Origin of the sequence: Lonsdalea quercina subsp. quercina (genome assembly GCF_000688695.1) — a bacterium.
Classification (GTDB): domain Bacteria; phylum Pseudomonadota; class Gammaproteobacteria; order Enterobacterales; family Enterobacteriaceae; genus Lonsdalea; species Lonsdalea quercina_D.
Map to the genome: position 1 here is coordinate 245,173 of NZ_JIBQ01000002.1, position 16,377 is coordinate 261,549.

Annotated in this window: 10 protein-coding genes, 2 tRNA genes and 3 rRNA genes; 13 read left to right on the forward strand and 2 right to left on the reverse strand. The window is 55.5% G+C overall.

All coding sequences use genetic code 11. The features are described 5' to 3' along the window. Window positions 1-105 precede the first annotated feature (105 nt). A complete protein-coding gene (kup, locus tag SB13_RS01260; RefSeq protein WP_026738617.1) occupies window positions 106-1,974 on the forward strand; it encodes a low affinity potassium transporter Kup in 1,869 nt (622 codons plus the stop codon). On the opposite strand, the gene qseC is transcribed toward kup, so the two are convergent. Together qseC and qseB are read right to left on the reverse strand one after the other, a co-directional pair. Continuing rightward, the gene (qseC, locus tag SB13_RS01265) at window positions 1,971-3,341 is read right to left on the reverse strand and encodes a quorum sensing histidine kinase QseC (RefSeq protein WP_026738618.1); all 1,371 of its coding nucleotides are present in this window, start codon (window positions 3,339-3,341) and stop codon (window positions 1,971-1,973) included. The genes kup and qseC overlap by 4 nt on opposite strands. Beyond that, on the reverse strand, window positions 3,338-4,000 hold the full coding sequence (gene qseB / locus SB13_RS01270; RefSeq protein WP_026738619.1) for a quorum sensing response regulator transcription factor QseB: 663 nt from the start codon (window positions 3,998-4,000) through the stop codon (window positions 3,338-3,340). The genes qseC and qseB overlap by 4 nt, the downstream gene beginning before the upstream one ends. A 220-nt stretch (window positions 4,001-4,220) precedes the next feature. On the opposite strand from qseB, the gene SB13_RS01275 reads away from it, so the two are divergent. The 12 genes from SB13_RS01275 (at window position 4,221) to rrf (ending at window position 16,310) form a co-directional block, all read left to right on the forward strand. After that, window positions 4,221-4,622 (forward strand): YgiW/YdeI family stress tolerance OB fold protein, encoded by a 402-nt coding sequence (locus tag SB13_RS01275; RefSeq protein ID WP_026738620.1) that lies wholly within the window; start codon window positions 4,221-4,223, stop codon window positions 4,620-4,622. Window positions 4,623-4,834: 212 nt separating this feature from the next. Next, a complete protein-coding gene (gene rbsD / locus SB13_RS01280; RefSeq protein ID WP_026738621.1) occupies window positions 4,835-5,254 on the forward strand; it encodes a D-ribose pyranase in 420 nt (139 codons plus the stop codon). Window positions 5,255-5,261: 7 nt separating this feature from the next. After that, window positions 5,262-6,770, forward strand: coding sequence for a ribose ABC transporter ATP-binding protein RbsA (rbsA, locus tag SB13_RS01285; protein ID WP_026738622.1), 1,509 nt, complete (start codon window positions 5,262-5,264; stop codon window positions 6,768-6,770). Between the two features lie 7 nt (window positions 6,771-6,777). Continuing rightward, the gene (gene rbsC, locus SB13_RS01290; protein ID WP_026738623.1) at window positions 6,778-7,746 is read left to right on the forward strand and encodes a ribose ABC transporter permease; all 969 of its coding nucleotides are present in this window, start codon (window positions 6,778-6,780) and stop codon (window positions 7,744-7,746) included. A gap of 26 nt (window positions 7,747-7,772) precedes the next feature. Further along, window positions 7,773-8,663: a ribose ABC transporter substrate-binding protein RbsB gene (rbsB, locus tag SB13_RS01295; protein WP_026738624.1), complete on the forward strand. Its 891-nt coding sequence runs from the start codon at window positions 7,773-7,775 to the stop codon at window positions 8,661-8,663. A 65-nt stretch (window positions 8,664-8,728) separates the two neighbouring features. Further along, on the forward strand, window positions 8,729-9,655 hold the full coding sequence (gene rbsK / locus SB13_RS01300; RefSeq protein ID WP_026738625.1) for a ribokinase: 927 nt from the start codon (window positions 8,729-8,731) through the stop codon (window positions 9,653-9,655). A 3-nt stretch (window positions 9,656-9,658) separates the two neighbouring features. Continuing rightward, entirely contained in the window at window positions 9,659-10,669 is a 1,011-nt protein-coding gene (gene rbsR / locus SB13_RS01305; protein ID WP_026738626.1) for a ribose operon transcriptional repressor RbsR, read from the forward strand. A gap of 420 nt (window positions 10,670-11,089) precedes the next feature. After that, a 16S ribosomal RNA gene (locus SB13_RS01310) occupies window positions 11,090-12,631 on the forward strand. A gap of 72 nt (window positions 12,632-12,703) precedes the next feature. Then, a tRNA-Ile gene (locus SB13_RS01315) sits at window positions 12,704-12,780 on the forward strand. A gap of 127 nt (window positions 12,781-12,907) precedes the next feature. Then, window positions 12,908-12,983, forward strand: a tRNA-Ala gene (locus SB13_RS01320). Between the two features lie 198 nt (window positions 12,984-13,181). After that, window positions 13,182-16,090: ribosomal RNA gene (locus SB13_RS01325) — 23S ribosomal RNA — on the forward strand. 104 nt (window positions 16,091-16,194) lie between these two features. Beyond that, a 5S ribosomal RNA gene (gene rrf / locus SB13_RS01330) occupies window positions 16,195-16,310 on the forward strand. Together the 16S, 23S and 5S rRNA genes with 2 tRNA genes alongside form the textbook arrangement of a ribosomal RNA operon. The last annotated feature ends 67 nt before the right edge of the window (window positions 16,311-16,377 follow it).

The following is a 16,377-nucleotide window of genomic DNA, read 5'->3' on the forward strand; positions in this document are numbered from 1 at the left end:
TTTTAAAAATGGGCTTTTAGCGTGATTTGTGCATACTGAGCGTTTTTGGGACCGCTCAACGTTCGGGTGGTTCTATGTGTTAATGGACTATAGAAGATAGGGTTTATGAATTCAGAACATAAACGTCCATTGCCAGCGATTACGCTGGCAGCTATAGGGGTGGTATACGGCGATATCGGTACTAGTCCTCTCTATACGCTTAGGGAATGTTTGTCCGGGCAGTTCGGTTTCGGTGTGGGAGCAGATTCTGTCTATGGGTTTCTGTCACTGATTTTCTGGTTGTTAATCTTAGTCGTTTCAATGAAATACCTGAGTTACGTCATGCGTGCGGACAACGCCGGGGAAGGGGGCATACTGACGTTGATGTCTCTGGCCGGACGTAACACCTCGGACCGGGTCACGGCGATAGTCGTTATTATGGGGTTGATCGGCGGCAGCTTTTTCTACGGCGAAGTCGTCATAACACCGGCTATCTCAGTGATGTCGGCGATAGAGGGGTTGGATATCGTCGCGCCCTCATTGGAATCTTATATCGTCCCCGTTTCCATCGCCGTTCTGACGCTGCTATTCATGATCCAAAAACACGGCACCGGGCGCGTGGGGAGTCTGTTCGCGCCGGTGATGCTGGTATGGTTCCTGACGCTCGGTGTTCTCGGCGCGCGCAGCGTGATCGACCATCCGCAGGTCTTGCAGGCACTGAACCCGATGTGGGCCGTGAATTTCTTCATCAAATATAAGATGGTGTCGTTCTTCGCGCTGGGCGCGGTGGTGCTGGCTATCACCGGGGTGGAAGCCTTGTATGCCGACATGGGACACTTTGGCAAACTTCCTATCCGCATCGCCTGGTTCCTGGTGGTGCTGCCGTCGTTGATACTCAACTACTTCGGTCAGGGCGCGCTGCTGCTGAAAGATCCCGAAGCCATCAAAAACCCGTTCTTCCTGCTGGCACCTGACTGGGCGCTGATCCCACTGCTGGTGCTGGCCGCCTTAGCGACAATCATCGCTTCGCAGGCGGTAATCTCCGGCGTCTTCTCCCTCACCCGTCAGGCGGTTCGTCTTGGCTATTTGCCGCCGATGAAGATTGTGCACACCTCCGATATGGAGTCCGGGCAAATCTATATCCCGGTGATTAACTGGCTACTGTACGTGGCGGTTGTACTGGTGATCGTCAGCTTCGAACACTCAAGCCGACTGGCTGCGGCGTATGGGATTGCGGTGACCGGGACGATGGTGCTGACCAGTATTCTGGTGTGTATTGTCGCGGTCAAAAACTGGCACTGGTATCGCTATGTGGTCTATCTGATGTTGGCGGTCCTGCTGATGATCGACGTGCCGATGTTCCTAGCCAACGCCGTGAAAATTTTCTCCGGCGGCTGGCTGCCCCTGGCGCTGGGACTGGTGATGTTCATCATCATGACCACCTGGAAGAGCGAGCGTTTCCGTCTGATGAGGCGGCTAAACGAACACGGCAACTCGCTGGAGGCGATGATCGCCTCGCTGGAGAAAAACCCGCCGGTGCGGGTGCCGGGTACGGCGGTATACTTCTCGCGCGCCACGCATGTGATCCCCTTTGCATTGCTGCATAACCTTAAACATAACAAGGTGTTGCACGAGCGCGTCGTTCTGCTGACGATGCGTACCGAAGATGCGCCGTATGTGCATAACGCTCGCCGGGTAACGGTCGAACAGCTTTCCCCGTCCTTCTGGCGTGTTATCGCCAGCTATGGGTGGCGGGAAACGCCTAACGTGGAAGAAGTCTTCCACCGCTGCTGGCAGGACGGCCTGACCTGTCAGATGCTGGAAACCACTTTCTTCATGTCTAACGAATCGCTGATTATGGGCAAACGGCCGTGGTATCTGCGCGGTCGCGGCAAGCTGTTCATGATGCTGAGCCGCAACGCGCTGAGAGCCGCCGATCAGTTCGAAATACCGCCTAACCGGCTGATTGAGCTTGGAATACAGGTGGAAATCTAGTGACCTCGGGTTAGCGGCCAGGTCAGCTGGGCGGAGAATCCGCCGCCCGGCAGATTAGCGAACCGTGTCGTCATGCCATGGAGGTGGGCGATCCGGTTTACTATCGACAGGCCCAGTCCGCTGCCCGAAGCTTCCTGACCGGGCGGACGAAAGAAGCGTTCGCCCAATCGCTGCAAAATCTCCTCGTGGACGCCCGGTCCTTCGTCTGCCACTTCCAGACCCTCCATCGTTAACATGATGCGCACGACGCCGCGTGTGCCGTTACTGCCATAACGAATGGCATTATCCAGCAAATTGCGCACCAGCAGAGTTAACAACAACGTATTGCCCGGCGTTGCCACGGGGATTTCTGGCGTGTTGAGGTTCAGCGTCACACCCTGACGCCGAGCCTCCTCTGTCTGATCGGCGACGGCCTGCTGAAGCAGCGGCTGCCAATGCACCGTTTCCGAAGAGGCGGGATTGTCGTCGACGTCGAGACGAGAAAGGGTCAGCAACTGATCGACCAACCGGGCCGCCCGGTCTATACCTGCGTCCAGCTGACCGAGCGCGCGTCGACGCATCGCGTCATCGTCATGAGCCAACTGTACGACTTCGGCTTGAACCTTCAGCGCGGCTAACGGGCTGCGTAGTTCATGGGCGGCATCGGAGGTAAAACGACGCTCCCGCGTCAGCATGGCGTTGATGCGGGCGAATAGGTCGTTCAGCGCATCCACCAGCGGGCGCACCTCTGGCGGCACTCTCGGCGCGCTGATGGGCGAGTCGTCGTCGGGGCGGCGCTGTCCGAGCTGGCGCGCAATATGCGTCAGCGGCCGCAGCTCATAGGTGACCAGCACGAACAGCAAGATCAGCATCACGGGCAGGGCGGCCAGCCAGGGCGTGAGATTGGTTTTTACGATATCGAGCGCCATATCGTGACGATATTCCACCTCCTGCCCGACGGCCACCACATGGCGTTTATCGGGCGNGGTCAGCCATACCAGCCGCCAGAGATCATCGTCGTCGTGCAATTGGCCGGTGGTGAAGCCATCCTGTCGATAGTCCGAGAACAGAAACCGTTTGCCGTTATCGTCATCACTCAGTACCCGCTGTCCATCGGTTCGGAAAATGGCGAAGGCCAGCGCATCATCATCCTGTTCGCCTCGCGCCTTTTTCGTGATTTGCCGGGCGGCCGGTAGCGCCTGAGGTTGGAGATCCTGAGGCGTGAGGGTGGCCAGCCGTTTGGCGAACAGGAGTTGCTGGGTATCGAACAGCTCGTTGATGTTATGCCGCGTCTGTTGCCAGGCCAGGATGGCTGCCGCCCCCCAGCACAGCAGCGTCAGCAACATGAATCCCAGTAGCAGACGCAGGCGCAGATTCAAACGCTTCATGGGGCATCTCCCAGTCGGTAACCCACGCCGTGGACGGTTCGGATGACATGGCTGCCCAGCTTTTTGCGCAGATGATGAATGTGGACTTCCACGGCGTTGCTGGAGACGTCATCGTCCCAGCCGTACAGCTTTTCCTCCAACTGAGCGCGCGTCAGGATCCGACCGGCGTTCATCATGAACAGCTCCAACAGCGCCAGTTCGCGCGACTTCAGCTCGACCGGCCGATCGTCAACGGTGACGGTACGCGTTCCCGGCTCTAACGTCACATTATCGTAGACGAGCTTTGGCCGCAGCTCGCCGTGACGGCGGCGGATCAGCGCCTGTAGCCGTGCGGCCACTTCGGTGAGGGCGAACGGTTTGCACAGGTAGTCGTCTGCGCCGTCCTGCAATCCCTGAACCCGATTTTCCAGCGCGTCGCGCGCGGTCAGAATCAGTACGGGGATTGTCTCCCCGGCCTGCCGCCAGCGTCGCAGAATGACCAGACCATCGATTTCCGGCAGGCTCAGGTCCAGCACCACCGCGTCGTAAGGGGCGGCGTGCAGCGCCTGCATACCCTGTTCGCCTTGCAGGAACCAGTCGACGCTAAATCCCAGTTTGGTCAATCCGGCTTTGATGCCGTCGCCTATCAGACGGTCGTCTTCTATCAGCAGTATTCTCATTGTTTTCCACCTTGCGTTGAAGGGATGTTATCGGGGGACGGTACTGACAGAACAGCCCAAAGGTTCGGAAATGTGGCGCGGACCACCGTATGGATAAAGATAACGGATGATTGGCTATCCTTAAGATCCTGTTAAGAAGATTTTGTTTAAGTGGCGCTGTAAGGCAAATGAAACGCAGTTTTACCCTACGGCAATCTATAAGCTATTAAGGAGTTCTTATATGAAAAAAACAGCAGCGTTATTCGCTATCACCGCACTGTGTGCCGCCCCGGCTTTTGCCGCTCAGACCGGCGGATTTGTGGAACCCAATGCTTCTTCATCCTCGGCACATGCCGCCGGCGGGTTTTCCGGACCCGACGGTAGCGTGACGACGGTAGCGAAAGCCAAAGAGCTGAAAGACGACAGTTGGGTAACGGTTCGCGGCCATATTGAACGCCGCGTCGGCAGCGAGGATTATCAGTTCCGCGACGAAACTGGCACGATAACGGTCGAGATCGACGACAAATACTGGAACGGCCAGAACGTGACGCCGACCGACAAGGTGGAGCTGCAAGGCGAGTTGGATAAAGGCTTCAACTCGGCAGAGCTGGATGTCAAACAGGTGAAGAAAATCCAGAACTAACGCGTCTCGAGCGCATCTCCTATCCGGGCGGGTTTCCCCGCCCCCCTTTGCATCTTTTCACTTTCTCCCGCCTCTTTTACGGCCTCTCCCCTGTTTTTCTTGGGGGAGCGAAACGTTTCGATAGCGATCACATTTCGGCTACATCTTGATTGTCTTCCCACCCCTGTTTGCTCATTATCCGGGCACGCGAAACGTTTCGCTGAGGGGGAATGATGAAAAAAGGTGTGTTGCTGAATACCGCGATTTCTGAGGTGATTGCCCGTCTGGGGCATACCGACAGCATCGCGATCGCGGATGCCGGACTGCCGGTGGCGGAGAAGACTCTCCGCATCGATCTGGCGCTCACGCACAACGTGCCCGAGTTTATGCAGGTCGTGGCGGCCGTGACTGAAGAAATGCAGGTGGAAGCGGCCATACTGGCCAAAGAGATCATCGATAACAATCCTCGTATTCACGACGCGCTATTGCAGCATTTACTGCAGCTTGAACAACGTCAGGGCAATATGATTTCGCTTCATTACGTCACCCATGACGCATTCAAACAGCAAAGCGCTCAAAGCCGGGCCGTGATCCGCAGCGGGGAGTGCTCCCCTTATGCGAACGTCATCCTGTGCGCGGGCGTCACTTTCTGAGGCCGCTATGCAACCTTTACTGCAACTGCACGGCATCACCAAATCCTTTCCGGGCGTTAAAGCGCTGTCTGGCGCGGGATTGAACGTTTATCCGGGTAAAGTCATGGCGCTGGTGGGAGAAAACGGCGCGGGCAAATCCACGCTGATGAAGGTGTTGACCGGGATTTACCGCAAAGACGCCGGGAGCGTACGTTTCCTCGGTGAAGAGGTGGCCTTCAGCGGGCCTAAAGCGTCGCAGGAAGCGGGGATCGGCATCATCCACCAAGAACTGAATCTGATCCCGCAGCTCACCATCGCGGAAAACATCTTCCTGGGGCGTGAATTCACGACGCCGCTGGGCCGCATCGACTGGAAGCGAATGTATGCCGAAGCGGATCGCCTGTTGCAGCGTTTGAATCTGCGTTATGACAGCCGTCGTCCGGTGGGAGAGCTGTCTATCGGCGACCAGCAAATGGTAGAAATCGCCAAGGTGCTCAGCTACAAATCGCAAGTCATCGTGATGGATGAACCTACGGATGCGTTAACCGATACCGAAACCGCCTCCTTATTCAGCGTTATCGGCGAGTTGAAAGCGCAGGGCTGCGGGCTGGTTTACATCTCTCATCGCCTCAAGGAGATCTTCGAGGTCTGCGATGACGTGACGGTGATGCGCGACGGGCAATTCATCAGCGAGCTGCCCGTGGGCGATCTGCAGGAAGAGCGGCTGATCGAGATGATGGTGGGCCGCAAACTGGAAGATCAATATCCCCGCCTTGCTCAGGCGCCGGGCGCGATCCGGATGAACGTCGATCGGGTCTCCGGGCCGGGTGTTCAGCCGGTCAGTTTTACCTTGCGCGAAGGCGAAATTCTCGGTGTTTCCGGCCTGATGGGCGCGGGACGCACGGAGTTGATGAAAATCCTCTACGGTGCCCTTCCCCGCACCGGCGGCACGCTGACGCTGGAGGGGCGGGACGTGGTGACCCGCTCTCCACAGGACGGTTTGGCGAACGGCATCGTCTATATCTCCGAGGATCGTAAGCGCGACGGTCTGGTGCTCGGTATGTCGGTAAAGGAAAACATGTCTCTGACGGCGCTGCGTTATTTCAGCCATACCGGCGGAACGCTGAAACACGGTGAAGAAGCGCAGGCCGTGAGCGACTTTATCCGCCTGTTTCATATCCGAACCCCGTCGATGGAGCAGCCTATCGGACTGCTCTCCGGCGGCAATCAGCAAAAAGTGGCGATAGCGCGCGGACTGATGACGCGGCCGAAGGTCCTGATCCTCGATGAGCCGACGCGCGGCGTGGACGTCGGCGCCAAGAAGGAGATCTACCAGTTGATTAACCAGTTCAAGCAGGAAGGGCTGAGCATCATTCTGGTGTCGTCGGAAATGCCCGAAGTTCTGGGGATGAGCGACCGTATTATCGTGATGCACGAAGGGCGGCTGAGCGGCGAGTTCTCCCGCGATGAAGCGACGCAGGAAGCGCTGATGGCGGCCGCAGTCGGAAAACAACACTACAGCATAGAGCAGGAGTAAGGCCGATATGAGCACTCACACTATCATCGCAAAGCGCCGGTTCGGCAAAGCGTGGCTGCTGGAACAAAAGTCGCTGATCGCGCTGCTGATCCTCATCGCTGTGGTGTCGGCGTTAAGCCCCAACTTTTTCACCCTGAACAATATGTTCAACATTCTCCAACAGACGTCGGTCAACGCCATTATGGCGGTGGGGATGACGCTGGTGATCCTCTCCTCGGGCATTGATTTGTCCGTCGGGTCGCTGCTGGCGCTAACCGGCGCGGTGGCGGCGTCTTTAGTCGGTATGGAGATGAATGCCCTGGTGGCGGTGTTTGCCGCGCTGGGTTTGGGGGCGGCTATCGGCGCCAGCACCGGCTTCATTGTCGCCAAAGGTCGCGTCCAGGCTTTTATCGCGACGTTGGTCATGATGCTGCTGTTGCGCGGCGTCACGATGGTTTACACCAACGGCAGCCCGATCAACGCCGGATTTTCGGCGTCGGCGGACGTGTTGGGCTGGTTCGGCATTGGGCGTCCGCTGGGCGTGCCTACGCCTATCTGGCTGATGGCTGGCGTGTTTCTGGCGGCGTGGTATGTCCTTCATCACACCCGCTTCGGACGCTACATCTATGCGCTCGGCGGCAATGAGGCGGCCACGCGCCTCTCCGGTATCAGCGTGGATAAGGTCAAAATCGCGGTATACGCGTTGTGCGGTCTGCTGTCTGCGCTGGCGGGCATTATCGAGGTCGCGCGTCTGTCGTCCGCTCAGCCCACGGCGGGATCGGGCTACGAACTGGATGCGATTGCCGCCGTTGTTCTGGGCGGCACTAGCCTGGCGGGCGGCAAAGGACGTGTCATGGGGACGCTGATCGGCGCATTGATTCTGGGGTTTTTGAACAATGGGCTGAATCTGCTCGGCGTATCGTCTTACTACCAAATGATCGTCAAAGCGGCCGTGATTCTGCTGGCGGTCCTGGTAGATAACAAAAGCAATAAATAACCGTCATCTATATAGGAATCATCAAGATGAAAATTAAAACGCTTGTGACGTTAATTTCCGCCGTTGCGCTGAGCGCAACGCTTGCCACTCAGGCGGCGGCCAAAGAGACCATCGCGCTGGTGGTGTCGACCCTGAACAATCCCTTCTTTGTTTCACTGAAAGATGGCGTCCAGAAAGAGGCGGATAAGCAGGGCTATAACCTGGTTGTGTTGGATTCGCAGAATAACCCGGCGAAAGAGCTCTCGAACGTGCAGGACCTGACCGTTCGCGGGGCCCGGCTGCTGCTGATTAACCCAACGGACTCCGATGCTGTGGGAAATGCCATCAAAATGGCTAATCAGGCAAACATCCCGGTCATTACGCTGGATCGCGTCTCCAGCAGCGGTAAGGTCGTCAGCCACGTGGCGTCGGATAATGCCGCTGGCGGAGCCGCCGCGGCAGACTTTATCTCCGCTAAGCTGGGNGAAGGTGCGAAGGTTATTCAGTTGGAAGGGCTGGCGGGAACCTCGGCTGCCCGCGAACGTGGTCGCGGTTTCATGACGTCGGCGAAGCGACACCAGTTCGATATTCTGGCCAGCCAGCCGGCGGACTTCGATCGGACTAAGGGACTGAACGTCATGCAAAATCTGCTGACGGCGCATCCGACGGTGAAAGCGGTGTTCGCACAAAATGATGAAATGGCGCTGGGCGCGCTGCGCGCCTTGCAGACGGCGGGCAGGGATGATGTGCTGGTTGTAGGATTTGATGGCACTGAGGACGGGATAAAAGCGGTTAACGGTGGCAAGCTGGCGGCCACGGTGGCTCAGCGACCTGATCAGATTGGTATCATCGGCGTTCAGACGGCGGATAAAGTCCTGAAAGGTGAACAGGTGCCTGCGGTGATCCCCGTCGATTTGAAATTAACGACCAAACCCTAACGTCAAAGGGACGTATTGACGATGCGTCGCGGCTTAACGCGGCGCATTCATTCGGAGAACGTGTTATGAAAGCCGGAAGACTGGTGGTGCTGGGCAGCATCAATGCGGATCATATTCTCAATCTGACGCGGTTTCCTTCGCCCGGTGAAACGGTGATCGGTAAGCATTATAACGTGGCCTTCGGCGGGAAAGGGGCCAATCAGGCCGTCGCGGCCGGGCGCTGTGGGGCGGATATCGCTTTTATCGCCTGCGTGGGGGCCGACGATATCGGTCAACGTATTCGCCAGCAGCTGGCGGAAGACCGCGTCGACATTTCCGCCGTGGAAGCGGTTCCCGGCCAGACGACCGGCGTGGCGCTGATTTGGGTCAACGATGATGCTGAAAATATGATTGCCATTCACTCGGGGGCGAACGCGGCCTTAAACACTGGCGTGATGGCGCGGTTTCAGCAAAAAATAGCGGAGGCGTCCGCGCTGTTGATGCAGCTGGAATCACCGCTGGACACTGTGATTGCCGCTGCCCGGTTGGCCCGGAGTCACCATACTCGGGTCATTCTCAACCCGGCGCCTGCCCAGCCATTACCAGACGAACTCCTGGCGCAGGTGGATATGATCACACCGAATGAAACCGAGGCGCAGCATCTCACTGGAATCCGTGTTGAAACGGAAGACGATGCCCGCCGCGCCGCTCAAGTGTTGCATGATAAAGGCGTGAGCAGCGTCATTGTTACGTTGGGACGTCGCGGCGCATGGGTGAGCGAACAGGGGCGCGGACGGCTGATCCCGGGCTTTCAGGTAGAGGCTGTCGATACCATTGCCGCAGGCGACACCTTTAACGGCGCGTTGCTGACGGCGCTACTGGAGGAAAAGCCGATGCTGGAGGCAGTTCGTTTCGCTCATGCTGCTGCTGCGATCGCAGTAACGCGACGTGGGGGTCAGCCGTCAGTACCGTGGCGTAATGAAGTTGAGGCTTTTTTGCAGGAACAGGAGTAATCCTTGGCAACGATGAAAGATGTCGCCAGAGTGGCGGGCGTATCCACGTCAACGGTGTCTCACGTTATCAATGGCGACCGTTTTGTCAGCGAAGCCGTGCGCGGGAAAGTCTTGCAGGCGGTTAAGCAGTTGAACTATGCGCCGTCCGCGCTGGCCCGCAGTCTGAAAATCAAACAAACCCGCACCATCGGTATGCTGTTGACGGCGAGCAGTAACCCCTTTTATGCAGAGGTTGTGCGCGGGGTGGAACGCAGCTGCTATGAGCGAGGCTACAGCCTGATCCTGTGTAATACCGAAGGCGACTCCGAACGTATGAGCCGTAGTCTGGAGACGCTGTTGCAAAAACGGGTGGATGGTCTGCTGTTGATGTGCTCAGAGAGCAGCGCACTCTCTCCGGATATCATGAGTCGATACCCTTCATTGCCGACGGTCATGATGGACTGGGCGCCATTTGAAGGGTGTGGCGGGGTGATTAAAGACAATTCGCTACAGGGCGGTGAGATCGCAACACAGTATCTGATCGCGCAAGGTTATCGCCGTATTGCCTGTATCACGGGGCCGCTGGATAAAACCACGGCGCATAATCGTCTAGAGGGTTATCGGAAAGCGATGGATGATGCGGGATTGCCTCGTTTTCCTTTCTATGAGGTCTCAGGTGATTTCGAATTTGACTCCGGTTATCGCGCAATGCAGCGGTTGCTAACGTTAGATCAACCGCCGGAAGCCGTTTTTGCCTGCAACGATGCAATGGCGGTGGGCGTTTACCGTGCGTTGCATCAGGCCGGGTTGTCTATTCCCGATGATATGGCTGTGATGGGCTACGACGATATAGAACTGGCGCGCTATCTCTCACCTCCGTTAACCACGATTCATCAGCCTAAGGATGAATTGGGTGAACTCGCTATCGATACACTGCTGTATCGAATGATGGATCCGGACTCTCCGCCGAATGTTTTGACGTTGACGCCGGAGCTGGCGGTCCGGGAATCGGTAGGGAAATATCATCGTCGTTGATGACGGTGCGTGATTTATAGACGATATAGCGGTAAATCGCGGGTTTTACATCCGCTTTGGGCAAAAAGAATCCACTCGATAATATTTTTCATATTAACGCTTGTCAGCCTGAAATAACTCCCTATAATGCGCTCCCACTGACACGGCACAGCGGACAACGCGACGCGGTGACAGTCGGAGAAAAACGAAGAAAGTCGTTGACTCTGAATGAGGTAAGCGTAATATACGCGGCCTTACGTTAGTCGCCACGGCGGTAACGAAACGCTCTTTAACAATTTAATCAGACAATCTGTGTGGGCACTCACAAGACACTATCGCAACTAGATACGAAAAAGTCTTGAAGAGTGAACAACAGTTAATTCATTACGAATAAACAGTAAATTCTTTGAGCATCGCTATTAACTTAGCAAATCAAGCTTTTAATTGAAGAGTTTGATCATGGCTCAGATTGAACGCTGGCGGCAGGCCTAACACATGCAAGTCGAGCGGCAGCGGAAGGAAGCTTGCTTCCTTGCCGGCGAGCGGCGGACGGGTGAGTAATGTCTGGGGATCTGCCCGATGGAGGGGGATAACTACTGGAAACGGTAGCTAATACCGCATAACGTCGCAAGACCAAAGTGGGGGACCTTCGGGCCTCACACCATCGGATGAACCCAGATGGGATTAGCTAGTAGGCGGGGTAAAGGCCCACCTAGGCGACGATCTCTAGCTGGTCTGAGAGGATGACCAGCCACACTGGAACTGAGACACGGTCCAGACTCCTACGGGAGGCAGCAGTGGGGAATATTGCACAATGGGGGAAACCCTGATGCAGCCATGCCGCGTGTATGAAGAAGGCCTTCGGGTTGTAAAGTACTTTCAGCGGGGAGGAAGGCAGTGAACTTAATACGTTCGCTGATTGACGTTACCCGCAGAAGAAGCACCGGCTANCTCCGTGCCAGCAGCCGCGGTAATACGGAGGGTGCAAGCGTTAATCGGAATGACTGGGCGTAAAGCGCACGCAGGCGGTTTGTTAAGTCAGATGTGAAATCCCCGAGCTTAACTTGGGAACTGCATTTGAAACTGGCAAGCTAGAGTCTTGTAGAGGGGGGTAGAATTCCAGGTGTAGCGGTGAAATGCGTAGAGATCTGGAGGAATACCGGTGGCGAAGGCGGCCCCCTGGACAAAGACTGACGCTCAGGTGCGAAAGCGTGGGGAGCAAACAGGATTAGATACCCTGGTAGTCCACGCTGTAAACGATGTCGACTTGGAGGTTGCGGTCTTGAACTGTGGCTTCCGGAGCTAACGCGTTAAGTCGACCGCCTGGGGAGTACGGCCGCAAGGTTAAAACTCAAATGAATTGACGGGGGCCCGCACAAGCGGTGGAGCATGTGGTTTAATTCGATGCAACGCGAAGAACCTTACCTACTCTTGACATCCAGAGAATTTAGCAGAGATGCTTTAGTGCCTTCGGGAACTCTGAGACAGGTGCTGCATGGCTGTCGTCAGCTCGTGTTGTGAAATGTTGGGTTAAGTCCCGCAACGAGCGCAACCCTTATCCTTTGTTGCCAGCGATTCGGTCGGGAACTCAAAGGAGACTGCCGGTGATAAACCGGAGGAAGGTGGGGATGACGTCAAGTCATCATGGCCCTTACGAGTAGGGCTACACACGTGCTACAATGGCGCATACAAAGAGAAGCGAACTTGCGAGAGTAAGCGGACCTCATAAAGTGCGTCGTAGTCCGGATTGGAGNCTGCAACTCGACTCCATGAAGTCGGAATCGCTAGTAATCGTAGATCAGAATGCTACGGTGAATACGTTCCCGGGCCTTGTACACACCGCCCGTCACACCATGGGAGTGGGTTGCAAAAGAAGTAGGTAGCTTAACCTTCGGGAGGGCGCTTACCACTTTGTGATTCATGACTGGGGTGAAGTCGTAACAAGGTAACCGTAGGGGAACCTGCGGTTGGATCACCTCCTTACCAAAGTGAAGTGCTAGTGAAGTGCTCACACAGATTGTCTGATGAAAGAAGAACGAGCAGAAATACCTTTATAGGCTTGTAGCTCAGGTGGTTAGAGCGCACCCCTGATAAGGGTGAGGTCGGTGGTTCAAGTCCACTCAGGCCTACCAAATTTTCTCTTATGCTGCGTTATGCTCAGGCTTGTTTACAAGAGTAAACGTCGCCCTCGCATGCCTTGCCTAAGAAAAAATTAACTCTTCCATGAGTGGTATCTAAAGGTAACTGTAAGTGACGTTTGGGGCTATAGCTCAGCTGGGAGAGCGCCTGCTTTGCACGCAGGAGGTCTGCGGTTCGATCCCGCATAGCTCCACCATACAAAGACTTCAGAGCGTATTGGCGACAGTATGCTGTGAAGTATTTTGCTCTTTAACAATCTGGAACAAGCTGAAATTTGAAACGATGCAGCTGAACATATCTCTCCGTGCAGTATTGAGATGTGATTTGGTTGTATCAGAGTCTCTCAAATAATCGCAGCGTGAAGCGTGTCTTACGAGACACCTTCGGGTTGTGAGGTTAAGTGACTAAGCGTACACGGTGGATGCCTAGGCAGTCAGAGGCGATGAAGGGCGTGCTAATCTGCGAAAAGCGTCGGCAAGGTGATATGAACCGTTATACCCGACGATACCCGAATGGGGAAACCCAGTGCAATCCGTTGCACTATCGCAACATGAATACATAGTGTTGCGAGGCGAACCGGGGGAACTGAAACATCTCAGTACCCCGAGGAAAAGAAATCAACCGAGATTCCCCTAGTAGCGGCGAGCGAACGGGGAGGAGCCCAGAACCTGAATCAGTTTGTGTCTTAGTGGAAGCGTCTGGAAAGTCGCACGACAGAGGGTGATAGTCCCGTACACGAAGAGGCATGGATTGTGAGTTCGATGAGTAGGGCGGGACACGTGTTATCCTGTCTGAATATGGGGGGACCATCCTCCAAGGCTAAATACTCCTGACTGACCGATAGTGAACCAGTACCGTGAGGGAAAGGCGAAAAGAACCCCGGCGAGGGGAGTGAAATAGAACCTGAAACCGTGTACGTACAAGCAGTGGGAGCCTTGATTTATCAGGGTGACTGCGTACCTTTTGTATAATGGGTCAGCGACTTATATTCTGTAGCAAGGTTAACCGAATAGGGGAGCCGCAGGGAAACCGAGTCTTAACTGGGCGTTAAGTTGCAGGGTATAGACCCGAAACCCGGTGATCTAGCCATGGGCAGGTTGAAGGTTGGGTAACACTAACTGGAGGACCGAACCGACTAATGTTGAAAAATTAGCGGATGACTTGTGGCTGGGGGTGAAAGGCCAATCAAACCGGGAGATAGCTGGTTCTCCCCGAAAGCTATTTAGGTAGCGCCTCGTGAACTCATCTTCGGGGGTAGAGCACTGTTTCGACTAGGGGGCCATCCCGGCTTACCAACTCGATGCAAACTGCGAATACCGAAGAATGTTATCACGGGAGACACACGGCGGGTGCTAACGTCCGTCGTGAAGAGGGAAACAACCCAGACCGCCAGCTAAGGTCCCAAAGTCATGGTTAAGTGGGAAACGATGTGGGAAGGCCCAGACAGCCAGGATGTTGGCTTAGAAGCAGCCATCATTTAAAGAAAGCGTAATAGCTCACTGGTCGAGTCGGCCTGCGCGGAAGATGTAACGGGGCTAAACCATGCACCGAAGCTGCGGCAGCGACACTCAGGTGTTGTTGGGTAGGGGAGCGTTCTGTAAGCCTGCGAAGGTGACCTGTGAGGGTTGCTGGAGGTATCAGAAGTGCGAATGCTGACATAAGTAACGATAATGCGGGTGAAANACCCGCACGCCGGAAGACCAAGGGTTCCTGTCCAACGTTAATCGGGGCAGGGTGAGTCGACCCCTAAGGCGAGGCCGAAAGGCGTAGTCGATGGGAAACAGGTTAATATTCCTGTACTTGGTGTTACTGCGAAGGGGGGACGGAGAAGGCTAGGTTATCCGGGCGACGGTTGTCCCGGTTTAAGCGTGTAGGTGGATGTTTTTGGTAAATCCGGAACATCATTAACACTGAGGCGTGATGACGAGTCACTACGGTGATGAAGTGACCGATGCCAAGCTTCCAGGAAAAGCCTCTAAGCTCCAGGTAACACGAAATCGTACCCCAAACCGACACAGGTGGTCAGGTAGAGAATACCAAGGCGCTTGAGAGAACTCGGGTGAAGGAACTAGGCAAAATGGTGCCGTAACTTCGGGAGAAGGCACGCTGGCGTTGGTGAAGGGACTTGCTCCCGGAGCTGATACCAGTCGCAGATACCAGCTGGCTGCAACTGTTTAATAAAAACACAGCACTGTGCAAACACGAAAGTGGACGTATACGGTGTGACGCCTGCCCGGTGCCGGAAGGTTAATTGATGGGGTCAGCCGCAAGGCGAAGCTCTTGATCGAAGCCCCGGTAAACGGCGGCCGTAACTATAACGGTCCTAAGGNAGCGAAATTCCTTGTCGGGTAAGTTCCGACCTGCACGAATGGCGTAATGATGGCCAGGCTGTCTCCACCCGAGACTCAGTGAAATTGAACTCGCTGTGAAGATGCAGTGTACCCGCGGCAAGACGGAAAGACCCCGTGAACCTTTACTATAGCTTGACACTGAACCTTGAGCCTTGATGTGTAGGATAGGTGGGAGGCTTTGAAGTGTGGACGCCAGTCTGCATGGAGCCAACCTTGAAATACCACCCTTTAATGTTTGATGTTCTAACGTGGGCCCCTAATCGGGGTTGCGGACAGTGTCTGGTGGGTAGTTTGACTGGGGCGGTCTCCTCCCAAAGAGTAACGGAGGAGCACGAAGGTTAGCTAATCCTGGTCGGACATCAGGAGGTTAGTGCAAAGGCATAAGCTAGCTTGACTGCGAGAGTGACGGCTCGAGCAGGTGCGAAAGCAGGTCTTAGTGATCCGGTGGTTCTGAATGGAAGGGCCATCGCTCAACGGATAAAAGGTACTCCGGGGATAACAGGCTGATACCGCCCAAGAGTTCATATCGACGGCGGTGTTTGGCACCTCGATGTCGGCTCATCACATCCTGGGGCTGAAGTAGGTCCCAAGGGTACGGCTGTTCGCCGTTTAAAGTGGTACGCGAGCTGGGTTTAGAACGTCGTGAGACAGTTCGGTCCCTATCTGCCGTGGGCGTTGGAAGATTGAGGGGGGTTGCTCCTAGTACGAGAGGACCGGAGTGAACGCACCACTGGTGTTCGGGTTGTGATGCCAATCGCATTGCCCGGTAGCTAAGNGCGGAAGAGATAACCGCTGAAAGCATCTAAGCGGGAAACTTGCCCCGAGATGAGTCTTCCCTGGGACTTCGAGTCCCCTGAAGGGCCGTTGAAGACGACGACGTAGATAGGCTGGGTGTGTAAGCGTAGCGATACGTTGAGCTAACCAGTACTAATGACCCGAGAGGCTTAACCTTACAACACCGAAGGTGTTTTTAGAGAGACGATTCAGCTTGTTCAAAGATTGGTTCTGGTGGTTGCACGGAGAGAGTGTGTAACGGCTGGAATGAAACAGAATTTGCCTGGCGGCGATAGCGCGGTGGTCCCACCTGACCCCATGCCGAACTCAGCAGTGAAACGCCGTAGCGCCGATGGTAGTGTGGGGTCTCCCCATGTGAGAGTAGGGAACTGCCAGGCATCAAACCCGTAGAAACCCTCAGCGAAAGCTGGGGGTTTTTGCATTGGGGCGAAAAAAAGCGCACAC